Annotated in this window: 16 protein-coding genes; 10 read left to right on the top strand and 6 right to left on the bottom strand. The window is 60.0% G+C overall.

From position 1 onward, the window contains the following. Positions 1-115: 115 nt before the first annotated feature. The 3 genes from yaaA to CXK91_RS05570 all read left to right on the top strand — a co-directional run bounded on the left by yaaA (position 116) and on the right by CXK91_RS05570 (position 3,679). On the top strand, positions 116-895 hold the full coding sequence (gene yaaA, locus CXK91_RS05580) for a peroxide stress protein YaaA (protein ID WP_103455293.1): 780 nt from the start codon (positions 116-118) through the stop codon (positions 893-895). Positions 896-1,690: 795 nt separating this feature from the next. Continuing rightward, complete coding sequence (locus tag CXK91_RS05575; RefSeq protein ID WP_103455292.1) at positions 1,691-3,136, top strand: mannose-1-phosphate guanylyltransferase/mannose-6-phosphate isomerase; 1,446 nt, start codon at positions 1,691-1,693, stop codon at positions 3,134-3,136. A gap of 321 nt (positions 3,137-3,457) precedes the next feature. Continuing rightward, positions 3,458-3,679 (top strand): hypothetical protein, encoded by a 222-nt coding sequence (locus tag CXK91_RS05570; protein ID WP_103455291.1) that lies wholly within the window; start codon positions 3,458-3,460, stop codon positions 3,677-3,679. Between the two features lie 88 nt (positions 3,680-3,767). On the opposite strand, the gene CXK91_RS05565 is transcribed toward CXK91_RS05570, so the two are convergent. The 3 genes from CXK91_RS05565 to purU are packed head-to-tail and all read right to left on the bottom strand — an operon-like array spanning position 3,768 to position 6,349. After that, positions 3,768-5,243 (bottom strand): helicase HerA-like domain-containing protein, encoded by a 1,476-nt coding sequence (locus tag CXK91_RS05565; protein ID WP_103455290.1) that lies wholly within the window; start codon positions 5,241-5,243, stop codon positions 3,768-3,770. Continuing rightward, complete coding sequence (locus CXK91_RS05560; protein ID WP_103455289.1) at positions 5,243-5,482, bottom strand: hypothetical protein; 240 nt, start codon at positions 5,480-5,482, stop codon at positions 5,243-5,245. The genes CXK91_RS05565 and CXK91_RS05560 overlap by 1 nt, the downstream gene beginning before the upstream one ends. Before the next feature lie 15 nt (positions 5,483-5,497). Then, complete coding sequence (gene purU, locus CXK91_RS05555; RefSeq protein ID WP_103455288.1) at positions 5,498-6,349, bottom strand: formyltetrahydrofolate deformylase; 852 nt, start codon at positions 6,347-6,349, stop codon at positions 5,498-5,500. Between the two features lie 360 nt (positions 6,350-6,709). Between purU and mvaT the strand changes: the two genes are divergently transcribed. Further along, positions 6,710-7,090 (top strand): histone-like nucleoid-structuring protein MvaT, encoded by a 381-nt coding sequence (gene mvaT, locus CXK91_RS05550; RefSeq protein WP_103455287.1) that lies wholly within the window; start codon positions 6,710-6,712, stop codon positions 7,088-7,090. A 148-nt stretch (positions 7,091-7,238) separates the two neighbouring features. On the opposite strand, the gene sbcB is transcribed toward mvaT, so the two are convergent. Then, entirely contained in the window at positions 7,239-8,675 is a 1,437-nt protein-coding gene (gene sbcB, locus CXK91_RS05545; RefSeq protein ID WP_103455286.1) for an exodeoxyribonuclease I, read from the bottom strand. Between the two features lie 255 nt (positions 8,676-8,930). Between sbcB and CXK91_RS05540 the strand changes: the two genes are divergently transcribed. The 6 genes from CXK91_RS05540 to CXK91_RS05515 are packed head-to-tail and all read left to right on the top strand — an operon-like array spanning position 8,931 to position 15,656. After that, a complete protein-coding gene (locus CXK91_RS05540) occupies positions 8,931-9,638 on the top strand; it encodes an RDD family protein (protein WP_103455285.1) in 708 nt (235 codons plus the stop codon). After that, the gene (locus CXK91_RS05535) at positions 9,635-10,615 is read left to right on the top strand and encodes a stage II sporulation protein M (RefSeq protein ID WP_103455284.1); all 981 of its coding nucleotides are present in this window, start codon (positions 9,635-9,637) and stop codon (positions 10,613-10,615) included. Before CXK91_RS05540 ends, CXK91_RS05535 begins: the two co-directional genes overlap by 4 nt. Further along, on the top strand, positions 10,602-12,155 hold the full coding sequence (locus CXK91_RS05530) for a DUF4129 domain-containing protein (RefSeq protein ID WP_103455283.1): 1,554 nt from the start codon (positions 10,602-10,604) through the stop codon (positions 12,153-12,155). The genes CXK91_RS05535 and CXK91_RS05530 overlap by 14 nt, the downstream gene beginning before the upstream one ends. Then, positions 12,152-13,324: a DUF4350 domain-containing protein gene (locus CXK91_RS05525; RefSeq protein ID WP_103455282.1), complete on the top strand. Its 1,173-nt coding sequence runs from the start codon at positions 12,152-12,154 to the stop codon at positions 13,322-13,324. Before CXK91_RS05530 ends, CXK91_RS05525 begins: the two co-directional genes overlap by 4 nt. Then, entirely contained in the window at positions 13,321-14,334 is a 1,014-nt protein-coding gene (locus tag CXK91_RS05520) for an AAA family ATPase (protein ID WP_103455281.1), read from the top strand. The genes CXK91_RS05525 and CXK91_RS05520 overlap by 4 nt, the downstream gene beginning before the upstream one ends. Continuing rightward, positions 14,331-15,656 (top strand): DUF58 domain-containing protein, encoded by a 1,326-nt coding sequence (locus CXK91_RS05515; RefSeq protein WP_103455280.1) that lies wholly within the window; start codon positions 14,331-14,333, stop codon positions 15,654-15,656. The genes CXK91_RS05520 and CXK91_RS05515 overlap by 4 nt, the downstream gene beginning before the upstream one ends. A gap of 6 nt (positions 15,657-15,662) precedes the next feature. On the opposite strand, the gene CXK91_RS05510 is transcribed toward CXK91_RS05515, so the two are convergent. Next, complete coding sequence (locus CXK91_RS05510) at positions 15,663-16,094, bottom strand: PilZ domain-containing protein (protein WP_103455530.1); 432 nt, start codon at positions 16,092-16,094, stop codon at positions 15,663-15,665. 47 nt (positions 16,095-16,141) lie between these two features. After that, the gene (locus tag CXK91_RS05505) at positions 16,142-16,564 is read right to left on the bottom strand and encodes a DUF4124 domain-containing protein (protein WP_103455279.1); all 423 of its coding nucleotides are present in this window, start codon (positions 16,562-16,564) and stop codon (positions 16,142-16,144) included. Between the last annotated feature and the right edge of the window lie 5 nt (positions 16,565-16,569).

The following is a 16,569-nucleotide window of genomic DNA, read 5'->3' as shown; positions in this document are numbered from 1 at the left end:
CCTTCTAGCTTTTGCCTTGCCACGTAGGGAAGGTCAACCGTTGCCTATGGCGGCTATAGCTGGAGCCGCTCCGCTCGTACCCCTACAATCGCGCCATCAGACAGGAGACCCGTACATGCTGATGGTGATTTCCCCCGCCAAGACGCTCGACTACGAAACACCCCCGATAACCGAACGCTTTACTCAACCCCAGTACCTTGATCATTCACAACTGCTGATCGACCAGTTGCGCGAATACTCGCCGGCGCAGATCAGCGAGCTGATGCATCTGTCCGACAAGCTGGCGGCCCTCAATGTCGCCCGTTACGGCAGTTGGTCGGCCAACTTCACGCCAGAGAACGCCAAACAGGCGTTGCTCGCGTTCAAAGGCGATGTCTACACCGGGCTGAGCGTCGAGGACTTCACCGAGAGCGACCTGCTCTTCGCGCAAAATCACCTGCGCATGCTCTCCGGCCTCTACGGTCTATTGCGGCCTCTCGACCTGATGCAGCCATATCGGCTGGAGATGGGCACCAAGCTGGCCAACCCCCGAGGTAAAGACCTGTACGCATTCTGGGGTGAGCGCATCAGCGGCTGGCTGAACGAGGCACTCGCGGATCAGGGAGACAATGTTCTACTCAACCTGGCATCGAACGAGTACTTCAGTGCCGTCCAGCGCAAGGCATTGAATGCACGAATCATCAATGTCGACTTCAAGGACATGAAAAATGGTCAGTACAAGATCATCTCGTTCTATGCCAAGAAAGCACGGGGTTTGATGGCGCGCTGGGTGATCAAGGAGCGTATTTGCGCCCCCGATCAACTGCCCTCGTTCGATTACGATGGATACCGCTACAGCCCGAACGATTCGTCCGTCGATCGACTGGTGTTCCTGCGCGACACAGCCGACCAGTAAGGCAACCCCACCGCGGAGCCCTGGCCGGCTCCGCCCCCTCAAGCCCTTTAAACCGTGCGACGACGTTTCAGTACGATACGCATCGCCTGCCCCGACACGTCTCCTACTCTTCCCCACCCCTTCCAACAAAGCTGCGCCAGGCCACTGGTGGGGTCCGTGAATCCGTTCAAAAAAACTCGCCGATCAACGGTAGTTGGCTCGGGAACTATCGAGCATGGGTGGCAATCATAAGCGCGTACCGACAATTCCAGGTGGAAAGGGACGTCGCACATGAACGTGCATTGGGTCATCAGTCTTGTAAACCGCTCCGCCCCTAGCCGTGATACGACTTCGGCGATAGCGCAACCTCCGGCAGCTACGCTGCTGAACATACGGCCACTGGCCGAGGCGTCGACAAATGCCAGCACGGCATCTGATACGACATACGCCGAGCAAGGCACGAACAGAGGGTTACGGCCATGCAAACGCACTGCCCCCAGTCAATTCCGACAAACAGCGGATGCCCAGCTCCACTCGCGACGACGGTGCTTATTGCCCCGTCATCGGCCAGCCACAACGTCCTGCGCAAATCGCCCTGAGCGGCTCCACGCATGAGACATAGCCAGCCTGACCGCTATCAGCGGCCTACCTAACAATAGATTTTTTAGTCCTGAGGCACCGCCTTGGGATAAAGCGAGCCTTATTCCCGCCATTCGGGAGGGCTTGCGCTCAAGAACACGAAACCCCAGGCGCAGCCATGAGGCTGGCGCCACCGGACAAGTAGAACGAACTTCGAAACGATTCAGGAGAAGCAATATGATCCCGGTTATTCTTTCAGGTGGTAGCGGCTCCCGACTGTGGCCCCTTTCCCGCAAGTCGTTCCCTAAGCAATTTCTCGCACTCACCGGCGAGCAATCTCTGTTCCAGCAGACTGTCGAGCGTCTGGCCTTCGAAGGCATGCAGCAGCCTCTGCTGGTGTGCAACAAAGACCACCGTTTCATCGTGAAAGAGCAGCTCGCCGCTCGCAAACTCAGCGTGCAGGGTTTGCTGCTGGAGCCCTTCGGCCGCAACACTGCTCCGGCCATCGGCATAGCTGCAATGAAACTGGTTGAGGAAGGCCGCGACGAATTGCTGCTGGTTTTGCCGGCAGACCACGTGATCGAAGATCAGAAGGCATTCCAGCGCTCGCTGGCGCTGGCGACCAATGCCGCCGAGAACGGCGAAATGGTCCTTTTCGGCATTCCGCCGACTCGCCCGGAAACCGGCTTCGGCTACATCAAAGGCAGCCAGGATGCCAACGACGGACTGCCAGAGGGCATCAAGCGTGTCGCTCAGTTCGTCGAAAAGCCGGATGAAGCCCGCGCCCAGAGCTATCTGGAGTCCGGCGACTACTTCTGGAACAGCGGTATGTTCCTGTTCCGCGCCAGCGTCTTTCTGGATGAGCTGAAGAAGCATGACCCGGACATCTACGACACCTGCTCGCTGGCGCTCGAGCGCAGCGTGAAAAACGGCGAAGAAGTACTTATCGACCCCGCCACTTTCGCCTGCTGCCCGGACAATTCCATCGACTATGCAGTAATGGAAAAAACACAACTTGCGTGCGTGGTGCCAATGTCCGCGGGCTGGAACGACGTCGGCTCGTGGTCCTCGATCTGGGATGTGCACGAAAAAGACGAGAATGGCAACGTTCTCAAGGGCGACGTGATTGCTGAAGACTCCCGCAATTGCCTGGTTCACGGCAACGGCAAGCTGGTCACGGTGCTGGGCCTGGATAACATCGTAGTGGTGGAAACCAAAGACGCCATGATGGTTGCCCACAAAGACAAGGTGCAGGACGTCAAGAAGCTGGTAAGCAAGCTCGACGCCCAGGATCGCAGCGAAACCAAGAATCACTGTGCCGTATACCGCCCTTGGGGCTGGTACGACTCGGTCGACATGGGAGGCCGCTTCCAGGTCAAGCGCATCTGCGTGAACCCCGGCGCCAGCCTTTCCCTGCAGATGCACCACCATCGTGCCGAGCACTGGATTGTCGTCTCGGGGACCGCTCAGGTGACCTGCAACGACAAGACCTTCCTGCTTACGGAGAATCAGTCGACTTACATCCCGATCACCTCGGTACACCGTCTTGCCAACCCTGGAAAGATTCCGCTGGAAATCATTGAAGTCCAGTCCGGCAGCTATCTGGGCGAAGACGACATCGAACGTTTCGATGACGTTTATGGGCGTGCCGAGCAAAGCAACGAAGCCAAAGTTGCCCGTTAATCCTTGCAAGTAAAGGCAGAAAACCCGCTTCGGCGGGTTTTCTTTTTTCGAGTTCTGGCTCTACTCGTTCCTTCGGGTGCATACTTTCCAAAATCAAGCACGAACACGGCGCCGGGCTTGCCGGCCTCGCTACACCTTGGTTTTTTGAACTGCTGCTCGAATCTGCCGTTGCTATGTAATTGCTTAAAGCTTTTCTATTGACCCCATGTCTCATCGACATAAGCTCGCACCTACTGCAACGGAAAAGTTCGGTTACAACCAAGGCCGAATTTCTCCCATCGCAGAGGCGTCTTAATTCAAATTAAAAAATAGGATCCTTACGTGACGAAAGACGAACTGCGCGCCGAACTTGAGCGCCAGGCTCAGCGCTTTACCAATGTTTACGGTGGCGAAATTACGACTTACGCCGCTGAACGCGAACCTGAGCGCAAGCCATGGCGGAAAAAACCCACTGTTCTTGATCAAGTATTTCAGCAGGAAGTGCAGAAGCTTGAACAGGAAAAACGTTCCGCTCGGGAAGGCGCCGTATCAGAACAGGCCTAATCCTGATTTCAGGGATGTTAAAAACAGGCCTTCAGGGGCGCCTCTCTGGTTAGCTGCTACTGCGCCGCAAGACACAAAGTTTGAAGTATCAGCGCTTACTGCCTAATAAAGAGCCAAGCAAGCCCCTGGCCAACTGCCGCCCCAACTGGCTGGCCGCCTGACTCAAGGCACTTTTCACTACGCGCCCAGCTAGATCGCCTAAATCGCTTTCGGCATTGGCCTTCCCCCGTCGAGGCTTTTCGCCTGCACCGTCGGGTTGATCGGGGACCTGCATAGCGCGGGCATTCAAGATCTCGTAAGCCGACTCGCGATCCAAGACCTTTTCGTAACGACCACGCAGATCAGAGCGAGCGATCAGCTCCGCACGCTCTGCTTCGCTCAGCGGCCCCACCCGTGACTGTGGCGGTGCGATAGCCACACGCTGCACCATCGCCGGCGTGCCCCGCTCCTCGAGCCCACCAACCAGCGCCTCACCGATCCCCAGCTGGGTCAGAACCTCCAGCGCGCCGAAATCCGGGTTGGCGCGAAAACCATCAGCCACGGAGCGCAGGGCTTTTTGCTCCTTCACGGTATACGCCCGCAGACCATGCTGGATACGCAACCCAAGTTGCGCCAGCACCTGATCTGGCAAGTCGGCAGGGGACTGGGTGACGAAATAGACGCCCACACCTTTCGAGCGTATCAGCCGCACCACTTGCACCAGCCGATCCTTCAATGCCTTGGGCGTATCGCCGAACAGCAGGTGCGCCTCATCAAAAAACAGCGCCAGCACCGGTTTGTCGGCGTCGCCGCGCTCCGGCAGCTGCTCGAACAATTCGGCGAGAAGCCACAGCAGAAACGTTGCATAGACTTTCGGTGCTTCGTGCACCAGCACGCTGGCATCGAGTAAGTGGATAACGCCTCGTCCATCCGGCGCCGGGTGCAGCAAATCCTCGAGCTGCAATGCTGGCTCACCGAACAACGCCTCGACACCCTGCTGCTCTAGTGTCGCCAGCCGTCTTAGCAAAGCCTGTGACGAGGCGGCCGTGAACAACGCGCTGTCCTCGCCCAGCACTTTTGGCTCGGCCTTGAGATGTGCAAGCAGCGCCTTGAGGTCCTTCAAATCGAGCAGCAGCAAGCCTTCCCGATCCGCCACCTTGAATGCGGCGTACAAGGCGGCCTGCTGGCTATCGGTCAGCTGGAGCAGATTCCCCAGCAGCAGCGGCCCCATTTCACTCAAGGTAGTGCGCAACGGATGACCACTGCGACCATGCACGTCCCACAGGGTCACTGGATACGCCTGTGGCTGATGATCCAGCCAGGGCATGCTGGCGATCCGCTCGGCAATCTTGCCCTGCGGCGCACCGGCCGCCCCTAGCCCACAGAGGTCACCCTTAATATCGGCGGCAAAGACCGCGACCCCGGCGTCACTGAACTGCTCGGCCAAGCGCTGCAGCGTCACTGTCTTGCCCGTCCCGGTAGCACCCGCGATCAAGCCGTGCCGATTGGCCAGACGCAAGGAATGACTGTTCGGCTCGCCAGAGGCGTCTGCACCGAGTACCAATCGATCAATCGCTGCTTTCATCAACCCGCCTCCGTATCGTGCCCGTCCAGCCCGCCTGGGCCACTTTCGCCCGCGGCTTGCCCGAACGGCGCCGCCTCAAGCCTGGCCTTCCCGCCCTGCATTCGAGCCCAGAGCGCCGCGGCATCAGCGAACTCAGCGCCCTGTTCAGGCGAAAGCGCTTCGGGGTCGTACCGCTGGGTACAGCCACCACCGATGATAGGTGGCGCTTTGGCCGCGGCACGCTCGAGAGGATCGGTCACGATAACTCCGGGCTGTCAGTTGAATACCATCGTCTTGTTGCTGTGTACCAGTACGCGGTCTTCCAAGTGATAGCGTAGGCCACGAGAAAGCACCATCTTCTCCACATCTTTGCCGAGGCGGACCATGTCCTCGATGCTGTCGCGATGACTGACACGCACCACGTCCTGCTCGATGATCGGCCCGGCATCGAGTTCCTCTGTGACGTAGTGACAGGTTGCGCCGATCAGCTTCACGCCGCGCAGCGAGGCCTGATGATATGGCTTGGCGCCGACAAAAGACGGCAGAAAGCTGTGATGGATGTTGATCACGCGCTGGGCGAACTCGTCGCACAACTCCGACGGCAGAATCTGCATATAACGCGCCAGCACAATGACGTCGGCGCGCTGTTCCCGCACCAGCCGAGTCACCTCGGCAAAGGCCTCCTGCTTGTTGGCAGGGTCGACCGGTACATGCACATAGGGAATGCCATGCCACTCGACCATGCTACGCAGGTCATCGTGGTTGGAAATCACGCAAGGAATATCGCAATCCAGCTCCCCGCTGTGCCAGCGATGCAGCAGATCCGCCAGACAATGGGATTCGCGACTGGCCATGAGCACTACCCGCTTGCGCTGCTCGGAGTCGGTAATGCGCCATTCCATAGAGAACTCACGAGCAATCGGCGCGAACGCCTGACGGAAACCCTCTAGATCGAAGGGAAGCGAATCTGCACGAATCTCATGACGCATGAAGAACCAGCCGCTCAGATGGTCGGAGTGGTGATTGGCTTCAGTGATCCAGCCATTGTAGGTGGCAAGAAAGTTACTGACCTTGGCAACAATGCCAACGCCATCGGGACAGGCAATAACCAGCCTGAAAGTGCGCATTAACGGTACTCCGACTCAAAAGGAAAACGCGACATTCTAGCCTAGGCGGCAAAACCACGGCCATCGCGTTAAACGCTGAAAGAGCCACAGCCAATCACCTGGTGTCCTGCAGGCAGCTTCGCAGCCAACGCAGGCGCCATGTATGTAAAGACACACACAAAACCAATCGAAAAAACCTGTCTAATAAATCAAGGATCAGGCGTTTTAAGCTTGTTCACTTCCGCTATTAGCTGCACAACGCTGCAGGAAATATCCATTCAAATAGTAGTCTGGCTTTTTTAACGCCTCCATATTTACTTGCGCATTACGCAGGACTATGATTGCTGCCACTTGCGTTCAAACCTATACCAAGGAAGTCACATGTCACTGATCAATGAGTATCGCGCCACAGAAGAGGCCATCAAGGAACTTCAGGAGCGCCTGAAGTCGCTCTCCGAAGACGACAAACTGAAAAAGGAACTGGAGTTCGAAGGCAAACTGCGCGAACTCATGGGCGAGTACCAGAAGTCGCTACGCGACATCATCGCTCTGCTCGATCCGGACGCCTCGCGCGCTGGCAAGAACCCACGTGCCGCCAAAGCACCGGCAACCAGCAAGCGTGCTCGTCGCGTAAAGCAGTACAAGAACCCGCACAGCGGCGAAGTGATTGAAACCAAAGGCGGCAATCACAAGACGCTGAAAGAATGGAAAGCCCAGTGGGGCTCCGAAACCGTTGAGAGCTGGGCCACTCTTCTGGGCTAAGCATCGCCGGTTTATAACGACGCCGTTTCTCGACATTAATCAGCTTGTCGAGACGCGGCGTTTTTATTTGTGTGGACCCATCCAGGCTGACGCGGCGGCACTTCACCAGCTTTTCGCCTGCCGACAGACTGCCGAGTTTGCAAAAGCGCTAGTTGCTTAATCCGTAACGTGCGCGCAGCTCCTGAGCGTACTCACGCCACTGTTGCAATAACTGTTGCTGCGCTGGTGTTGCCGTAGCCATGAACCGTTGTATCTCAGTGTCGAATTGCCCAAGAGTATTGGGTGCGCCGAACGCCTCGTCGCTCAGGCGCTGCTGGCAGAACCGGCTCCACTGCAACTTTTCATCGACGGACAACGCGTCGGGAAAATTCCGGGCGCGATAACGGAACAGCAACTCTTCAAGGCGCGGGTCATCGAATTGGCTCGAATGTCTCGCCAGCTCTGCAGCGGTCATGTTACGAACCTGGTCGCATAGACGGCGGTCCCGCTCGCCGAGAAAACCGTCATACAGCTGCTGCTCCGGATCATCGCTGCCGGCAAAACTTTCCTCACGATAGATATCATCCAGCTTGCCACTCCATAGGTGCTGTTGATCGCGCAAGGCGGCTGCACGTCCGTGGCAAATCGACAGATCCACGCAATGACGCTGGATATCTACTTCACGCAGCACCTTGATTGGCGCCACTACAGGGCAGCGATTGACGTGAATGAGCTTCAGCGGGACCGGCAGCTCACCCGCTGCAAGCTGGTCATGACGCGTATAAAGGCGCCGCCGCAATGTCTCGGCGCTTTCCTGCAGGAGCGGCTCGGTGTCGGCCTGCAAATCGCAGACGATTAGCGCGTTGCGATTGCGCGGATGCCAGGCCAGTGGCAGAACGACCGAGAGGAAATGCCGCGTGGCGGAAAAACGACCAGAAACATGCACCAGCGGCTCGAGCAGCTTGATCTGCTCAAGCACCATCTGCTTGCGGCGCAGATTGAACAGGTAGTCGTACAGTCTTGGCTGATGGCTGCGCACGAGCCTGGCGAGGGCGATGGTGGCACGCACGTCGGACAATGCATCGTGGGCGTTCAGATGCTCCAGCCCATTGGCCGCGCTCAGCCGCTCGAGTTTGAGCGTCACCCGCCCCTCCTCCTCCGGCCAGACTAGCCCTTCCGGACGCAATGCATATGCCGTGCGCACGAGGTCGATCAGGTCCCACCGACTATTGCCTCCCTGCCACTCGCGCGCGTAAGGATCGTAGAAGTTGCGGTACAGGCTGTAGCGGGTCACCTCATCGTCGAAGCGCAGGCTGTTGTAGCCTGCGCCGCAGGTACCAGGCAGCGACAGTTCCTGATGCAGCCGATGGATGAACTCGGCCTCACACAACCCCTTCTGCTGCAGGGTAGCCGGAGTGATTCCCGTCACTAGGCAAGCAGCCGGATGCGGAAGGATGTCATCGCCAGGGCGGCAATAGATGTTCAGCGGCTCGCCAATTTCCTCGAGCGCCTCATTGGTGCGGATACCCGCAACCTGCAATGGACGATCACGGCTGGGCGACACCCCTGTAGTTTCGAAGTCGTACCAGTAGATGCTTGAAGTCACGGGAGAATCCTTCTCAATCAGCGCAGCAGTCTATCAGCCGAGGCGGGGCACCGCTGTCTACGAACAAACGGTCTACCGTTGCACCTGTATGACGCCAGCAGCCGTCTCTGCGAACGACATCCTGCAATGAAGCCGGCATTTGGCCATAATTGCGCGCCATTGGCCCCGTTAGGTGCCGGTCGATTCTCGCGCGCATTGCCGCAACGGCAGTTGCCGCATAGCATCGTCCTTTGCCAGCCTCAGACGACTTTACCTTTGCCTTCATCTCTTCACCGACAACCGCTGCTCGACAATAGCCATCGCGTAGAGACGCCTGAAGGCATCGATCTGCTGCTGCGCCCAGCCGGACTCGTGCCGCGCGCCCTCGCGTTTGCCATCGACCTTGCGATTCGTGCCGCTATTTTGCTGGCCCTGTTCATCACCTTTGGGCTGCTGGGCAAGTTCGGCATGGGTTTGGGAGCATTGCTTCTGTTTCTTGTGCAGTGGTGGTACATGGTGCTCTTCGAGGTGCTTAATCAGGGCCGTACGCCTGGCAAGTACTGGTTGGGGCTACGTGTCGTACATGACGATGGCACGCCGATAGGCTGGACCTCCTCGCTCACCCGCAACCTATTGCGATTCGTCGACATGCTGCCTTTCGGATATTTCCTGGGCGCACTGAGCTGCCTCGGCCACCCCCTGTTCAAACGCCTTGGCGATCTCGCCGCCGGCACCCTGGTGATCTATCAGGAAAAACCCAAGGCCCGCCCCGCGCTTCCCGAGGCAGAGGCAGCAGCGATTGCCTTCAGCCTGACGCTCGATGATCAACGTGCACTGATCGCCTTCTCCGAGCGCCATGCCAGCCTTTCCACCGAGCGGCGTCTCGAGCTCGCTTCGATCCTCGCCGAGCCGCTGGCAACTACAAATGAGAATGCCGAGACGAGAATCCACGGCATCGCCCGCACGCTGGTGGGCTGCGCATGAAGCAGGCCGTATTCGAACGTCAGCATCACGCCGACTGGCACGCATTCTCCACCCAACTGGAGGCGCTGGAGCGCGGCAAACCAAGCCCAGGACAGGTCGACACGTTCCCTGCGGCCTACCGACAGCTCTGCCAGCAGCTAGCCCTGGCCGAGTCCCGCGGTTACAGCAGTCAACTGATCGAGCAGCTGCATCAACTGGCGCTGCGTGGCCATCAACAATTTTATCGGCACCGCAGCCCCCTGCCTGGTCGGCTGGCAGGTTTCATCATCAGCGATTTCGCCCGCTCGGTACGAGCTCAGTGGCGCTATGTACTGGCAGCCAGCCTGCTTTTCTACGGCAGCCTGATCGGCATGGGCTTGCTGGCATACGCGTTTCCCGACCTGGTCTATAGCCTCTTGACTCCTGATCAGGTCGCGCAGATGGAGCAGATGTACGATCCCGACGCCCGCCGTTTGGGTCGCTTCGCCGAGCGCGGTGCGGGTGACGACTGGCTGATGTTCGGCTATTACGTGATGAACAACATCGGCATCGCCTTCCAGACATTTGCCAGCGGGCTGCTGCTGGGGCTTGGCAGCCTGTTCTTCCTGCTATTCAACGGCCTGATGATTGGCGCCGTGGCGGGCCACCTGACAGGCATCGGGTACCACCAGCCGTTCTGGTCGTTTGTCATCGGTCATGGCGCCTTCGAACTGACCGCCATCACTCTGGCGGGCGCAGCAGGACTGCAGCTTGGCGCTGCAATACTGGCGCCGGGCCGACTACCTCGAAGTACCGCATTACGTCAGGCAGCCAAGCGAGGCATCCAGCTAGTCGGCGGCGCCACCGTGTTCCTGCTGATCGCTGCGTTCGTCGAGGCCTACTGGTCATCCATGACCCTGACCACGCCCATGATTAAGTACATCGTCGGCGCCCTGCTGTGGTTGCTTGTGGCGGCCTATTTCTACTTTGCCGGGCGAGGTCATCATGCAGCTGAGTGATGCCAGCGTCTCGATCCGCCCGCGCAGCCCCTGGGAGGCGCTGGACCTTGGCACTCTGCTCGCCAGGCGCCATGCGCCGCTGCTGATGGCGAGCTGGGCAGCCGTCACGCTGCCGGCATTCGGTCTGATCAGCCTGCTGCTCTGGCAGCACCCAACCGCGGCGTTGCTGTTGTTCTGGTGGCTCAAGCCGCTTTACGAGCGGTTGCCACTGCACATTCTGTCCAGAGCGTTGTTCGGCGAAACACCGGGATTCAAGGAGAGTCTGAAGGCCTTTCCAAGGCTGCTGCGCCCGCAGTGGTTCGCCAGCCTCACCTGGCGACGGCTGAGCATGACACGCAGCTTCGACCTGCCGGTGCAGCAACTCGAAGGACTCGGCGGCAAGCCACGCAGACAGCGCCTGATAACGCTCAATCTACGCAACGGGCGCGCAGCAAGCTGGCTGACCGTCGTCGGCGTGCACTTGGAAGGGGCCCTCTGGCTCGGCCTGCTCGGCGTACTGTATTTCCTGTTGCCGGCACAGCTGGTGCAGCGCTGGAATTGGGAGGATCTGCTCGGTTTAAGCGCCGAATGGCTCTGGCTCGAACACCTGTCCAATCTGCTGTATGTACTGATTCTGATCGTCTGGGAGCCGATCTACGTCGCCTGCGGCTTTAGTCTCTATCTCAACCGGCGCACCCATCTTGAGGCGTGGGACATTGAGCTGGCATTCCGCAGATTGCGCCAGCGTCTATTAAGCGCCATGCCGGCGCTGCTATTGGCATGCAGCCTGCTGCTTTGGCCAGCAGATCACGCCGCCTGGGCGGCACCTGCGTCTAAGCCCGATGAGCTGCAGCTTGGGCCGGAGACCGAACGCCTGCTCCACCAGCCGCTGACCAGCGAAGCGTCGCGGCAACAGATCAAGGAACTGCTCGACCAGCCACCCTTTCAACACCGCGAAACGGTTACCCGCTGGCGCCTTGGCGACGCTGACGACGCTCAGCAGCCCGGCGCTTTAGCGCGTCTGATCGAAAGCCTGCTGCAAGGCGGTTCGCTATGGCATGGCCTGGAACGTCTGGCGCAGGCACTGGAGGTCCTTCTGTGGGCGGCACTGGCCGCGCTGGTCGCGCTCCTACTGTGGCGGTACCGCGATTGGTTGCAAACCTTCGGCGGCCGAGCGCGGCTACCGCGCAGACGGCGGCGCACACCTCCTACCCAACTGTTCGGCCTCGACGTTGCGCCCGAAAGCCTGCCGACCGATATCGCCGGCGAGGTCGAACGGCTCTGGCAACACGATCCACGCGCAGCGCTGGCGCTACTCTATCGCGGCTTGCTCAGCCGCCTGTTGCATGACTTCCAGCTGCCGTTGAAAGCAGCGCATACCGAGGTCGAAGTACTGCAGCGTGTGCAACAGCTGCAGCAAGAGGCGCTGTCCCGTTTTGCCGAGCACCTCACATCTCACTGGCAGAGCCAGGCGTACGGGCAGCAGCGTGCCAGCGAGGCAACCCGCGACGAGCTGTGCGGCGATTGGCGAGCGTTGTTCAGCCGGGAGGTTCAGCAATGAACAATCCCCGCACCCGTGTCCTGGCCGCCGTCGCGGTTCTGCTACTTGGGCTGTTGATCATCTGGCTGGGCAGCCAGCTGCAATCCTATGAAGAAATCGTCGAGCACGGCCCTGCTCCCCATGCCCGAAGCAACACTTATCTCGCCGCCGAGCTTTTTCTGCGCGACCTTGGGCTGCAGGTATCCCAACACGAAGGCATTGCCGGGCTGGACACTCTGCCGACCGGGGGCCAGACCCTGCTCCTACTTGGGGATCGCCGCAACTTGACGCCCAGGCAGACCGATCGCTTGCTGGATTGGGCATCGGCCGGAGGCCATCTGGTCGTCGTTGCCGAAAGGCTGTGGGATGAGGAATCGAAGAAAAGCGGCGACCTGCTACTCGACCGACTCAATCTTCAGCAGTATGCAACCGAGGACATGGACGACAGTGATCAGCTGCCCCAGTCATCCTCAGCAGAGCGACACCCGCAGTTGACCAAGCTCTATCTGGAGAATGAAAGCGCCCCCGCCTACCTGGCCTTCGATACCGATTTTCACCTCTACGATGCAGACAACCGAGCTCACGCCTGGGCCAACAGTGCCGGCGCCACTCACATGCTTCAACTGCAGTACGGCGAAGGACTGATCACGGCAATCACCGACAGCTGGATTTGGCAGAACCGCAACATCAGCGACTACGATCATGCCTGGCTGCTCTGGTACCTGACTCAGGATAGCGAGGTGACACTGGTACATCGCAGCGAGCACGACAGTCTGCTCACGCAACTACAGCGCTACTTTCCGGAGCTGCTCGTAGCACTCGGGCTGCTCGTCCTGCTTGGACTCTGGCATTTCGGACAACGTTTCGGACCTGTGCAGCCCCCAGCCAGCCCTGCGCGACGGCAACTGCAAGAGCATTTGCATGGCACGGCCGCGTTCCTTTTGCGCCACAGCGGACAGGACGCCCTGCTGCAACATCTGCAACAGGACGTTCTGCACCGTGCCAACCACCGCCACCCCGGCTTCGAACACCTTCCGGCCAGCGCACAGCTGCCGCAGCTCGCGAAGCTCTCGCAGCTGTCGATTGCAAACGTGGAGCGGGCCATGCGCCCGCTGTCTCAGCAACGCCTATCGGCCACCGAGTTCACCCGGCAGGTCGCCCACCTGCAAACCCTCAGGAACGCGCTATGAGCGAAAACACCCCCGAATCGAACAGTTCTGCCCCAGCCTCCAACCCCGCAAGCCAGCGCCTACGTGCCAGCCAATTGGCCCAGGCCCTGCGCGACGAGTTGCACAAAGCGGTAATCGGTCAGGACGAGGTCGTCGACGGCATCCTGGTCGCCCTGATCGCAGGTGGCCACGTCCTGATCGAGGGCGTGCCCGGCCTGGGCAAGACGCTTCTCGTGCGGGCACTGGCACGCTGCTTCGGCGGTGAGTTCTCGCGCATCCAGTTCACCCCCGACCTGATGCCCAGCGATGTCACCGGTCACGCGGTTTACGACATGCAGACCGAGCAGTTCAAGCTGCGCAAAGGCCCAGTATTCACCAACCTATTGCTGGCCGACGAAATCAACCGTGCGCCTGCCAAGACCCAGGCCGCGCTGCTCGAGGTGATGCAGGAGCGCCAGGTAACGCTCGAGGGCAAGGCCCTGACCGTGCCGCAACCGTTCCTGGTCATGGCGACCCAGAACCCCATCGAACAGGAGGGCACCTATCCGCTCCCCGAAGCCGAGCTCGATCGCTTCATGCTGATGTTGCGCATGGATTACCCGCAGGCAGACGAAGAGCTGCAGCTGGTGCGCCAGGTCACCCGTTCGACCCGCGGCGACATGCTCGACGTCAGCCCGTTGCGCCAGTTAGTACAAGCACGCGACGTCATTGCGCTGCAGAAGATTGCCAGCGAACTGCCGCTGGATGAGCAAGTGCTGGACTACGCCGTCCGCCTGGCTCGCAGCACCCGCGGCTGGCCGGGTCTGACCCTCGGCGCAGGTCCGCGCGCATCGATCGCGCTGGTTCGCGGCGGTCGCGCAAGAGCGCTCCTGCGTGGCGGCGAGTTCGTCACACCCGATGACATCAAAACCTGCGCACTGGCGGTGCTGCGTCATCGAGTACGACTGTCGGCAGAACTGGATATCGAGGGGCTGTCGGTGGATCAGGTACTGCAACAGGTACTCGACCAGGTCGCGGCTCCGCGCGCATGACACCGTCCCGTCGCCTGCTCGTCGCCATGGCTGCGATGCTGCTGCTGGCCGTGCCGCTCGGCATCCTAGCGGCACTGCAGATTGACGCCGGGAGCTGGCAGTCCGCCTGGTGGGGGCTGTTGCTGGCATTGAGCGCGGTGGTCCTGGTGGACATGGTCTATCTCCGCCGCGTGCCGATACCTGCCGTGCAGCGCAGCCTTTCGAGCAATCTGCCGCTCGGGCGCTGGAGCACCGTGCAGCTGACCACTCGCAACGACCATGATCAACCAATCGAGATCGAACTGTTCGACCACGTGCCAGAAGGCATGGCGTTCGAGCAGCTACCGCAACACGTCCACCTGCAACCAGGCGAGCATTGCCGAATCGACTACCGCCTGCGCCCGACTCAACGTGGGCACTTTGCTTGGCTCCATTGCAGCATTCGCCTGACCAGCCGGTTTGGTATGTGGCGCAGCCGCCGTTTAGTCCCACTGTCCAATGAGGCTCGCGTCTATCCCGACTTCGCCCAGCTGCATGACGCCGGCTTGCAGGTGATAGATGTCTGGCTGAACCGTCTCGGCGTACGCCAACACCCACGCCGCGGGCTTGGCCTGGAGTTTCATCAGCTGCGCGAGTTCCGCGAGGGCGACACTTTGCGGCAGATCGACTGGAAGGCCACGGCGCGCACGCGAACGCCGATTGCTCGGGAATATCAGGACGAGCGCGACCAGCAGATCATGCTGATGCTCGACTGTGGCCGCCGCATGCGCAGTCAGGATGGCGAGCTGACTCATTTTGATCACGCGCTCAATGCCGGCCTGCTACTCGCCTACGCCGCATTGCGCCAGGGCGACGCGGTCGGCGTCTGCACCTTCGCCGGCGAGCAGCGGCATGTCCCTCCAGGTAAAGGCCAGAAGCATCTGCGCGTGTTAATGAACAGCCTCTACGATCTGCAACCCACCCAGCAACCGGCGGACTTCGCAGCGGCGGTTGACCAGCTATTGGCGCGGCAGCAGCGCCGAGCGTTGGTGATCGTGCTGAGCAACCTGCGCGACGAAGATGACGTCGAGCTGCATGCTGCGCTGGCGCGCCTCGGTCGCAGGCATCGCGTGCTGCTGGTAAGCCTGCGTGAGGAAGTACTGGATCACCTACGCCTGCGCCCGGTGGAAACCCTGGAGAATGCCATCGACTACTGTGGGGCGCAGGATTATCTGGGTGCCCGCCACGAGCTTCACAAACGGCTGACTGCCCGTGGCACACCTGTGCTGGACGTCCAGCCCTGTGACTTGGGACCCGCGCTGATTGGACGTTACCTATCGTGGAAGAAGACGGGATCGCTATGAGTGGCGCTACAGGCCGTGGCAGCAGTCCTTGTCGGTAAAACGATCAGATGCCGTGCCGCTGAGCTGCGGCGCCGCAAAGTGCAGCATCGGCTGAAAACTGAAGTAGTGATGCAGCGCCGTGATCATCTCGCGGATGTCACTCGGTGGCTCGATCAGCGAGAAGCCGGTGTCGTAGCTGCCAGGCGTCACATCCTCGCTGGACCACAGGCTGAATGCACTGAAATCCACATGGCGTAGCTGCTGGCCTGCCTGGGCAGGTATTTTCAGGCGCATATCGAAACGCACGCCGAGCATCATCGGATAGGGGCTGATCAACATCAGTCCACCCTCGGACAGGTTGCCGATAAAGCCCAACGGCTTTTCGGTAAACCGATTGAAAACATTGAGGTAATACGGCAATTGATGCCGCTGAATACGACGCTGGTTCGCCATGATCATGTCGTTGAAGCCTTCAGCTTGAGCCCTGCGATTCGAGTTCATTCGGCTCAGCTGCACTCCTGGCTGATACGCGCAGCCAGGCGCTGTCGAGCCGCCTCCAATTCTTTATCACTGTAGTAGACACGCTCCCCGGCTGCATCGTTACGGAAGAAGCGTCCACCAAGTTGCAGCTGCGAAAGCCGACTGCGCAAACTTCCGCATTCCTGCTCCCGAGCCGCTCGAGCCTCGCGCGCCTCCTCGCGTGCAGCCTGTTGTTCCTGCCGTCGCGCATCAAAAAAACGCTCGCTGCGAGCTTCACGCTCGCGGGTTTCATCGTCACGCTCAACAACCTGTGGCCGCACGTCGACTCGCTCCGCGCCGGACGGCGGGCGCTGGCCGAAGTGCACATGACCCTGGGCATCGGTCCAGCGGTAGATTTGAGCAGATGCCAACGTCGGCACCAGTACGGCAGTCAGCAGCAAAGCCCGCATGTTCC

The organism is Stutzerimonas stutzeri, assembly GCF_002909485.1.
GTDB classification, from domain to species: domain Bacteria; phylum Pseudomonadota; class Gammaproteobacteria; order Pseudomonadales; family Pseudomonadaceae; genus Stutzerimonas; species Stutzerimonas stutzeri_AH.
Note: the sequence above shows the minus strand (reverse complement) of the source record. Positions and strands in the feature narration are given on the sequence as shown.

Bases quoted from the DNA above. Each gene is read 5' to 3' on its own strand.
- purU (WP_103455288.1), bottom strand. From the start codon at position 6,349: ATGCGCACTTTCAGGCTGGTTATTGCCTGTCCCGATGGCGTTGGCATT.
- CXK91_RS05515 (WP_103455280.1), top strand. From the start codon at position 14,331: ATGACACCGTCCCGTCGCCTGCTCGTCGCCATGGCTGCGATGCTGCTG.
- mvaT (WP_103455287.1), top strand. From the start codon at position 6,710: ATGTCACTGATCAATGAGTATCGCGCCACAGAAGAGGCCATCAAGGAA.
- CXK91_RS05520 (WP_103455281.1), top strand. From the start codon at position 13,321: ATGAGCGAAAACACCCCCGAATCGAACAGTTCTGCCCCAGCCTCCAAC.
- CXK91_RS05530 (WP_103455283.1), top strand. From the start codon at position 10,602: ATGCAGCTGAGTGATGCCAGCGTCTCGATCCGCCCGCGCAGCCCCTGG.
- yaaA (WP_103455293.1), top strand. From the start codon at position 116: ATGCTGATGGTGATTTCCCCCGCCAAGACGCTCGACTACGAAACACCC.
- CXK91_RS05575 (WP_103455292.1), top strand. From the start codon at position 1,691: ATGATCCCGGTTATTCTTTCAGGTGGTAGCGGCTCCCGACTGTGGCCC.
- CXK91_RS05565 (WP_103455290.1), bottom strand. From the start codon at position 5,243: ATGAAAGCAGCGATTGATCGATTGGTACTCGGTGCAGACGCCTCTGGC.
- CXK91_RS05535 (WP_103455284.1), top strand. From the start codon at position 9,635: ATGAAGCAGGCCGTATTCGAACGTCAGCATCACGCCGACTGGCACGCA.
- CXK91_RS05525 (WP_103455282.1), top strand. From the start codon at position 12,152: ATGAACAATCCCCGCACCCGTGTCCTGGCCGCCGTCGCGGTTCTGCTA.
- CXK91_RS05505 (WP_103455279.1), bottom strand. From the start codon at position 16,564: ATGCGGGCTTTGCTGCTGACTGCCGTACTGGTGCCGACGTTGGCATCT.
- CXK91_RS05510 (WP_103455530.1), bottom strand. From the start codon at position 16,094: ATGATCATGGCGAACCAGCGTCGTATTCAGCGGCATCAATTGCCGTAT.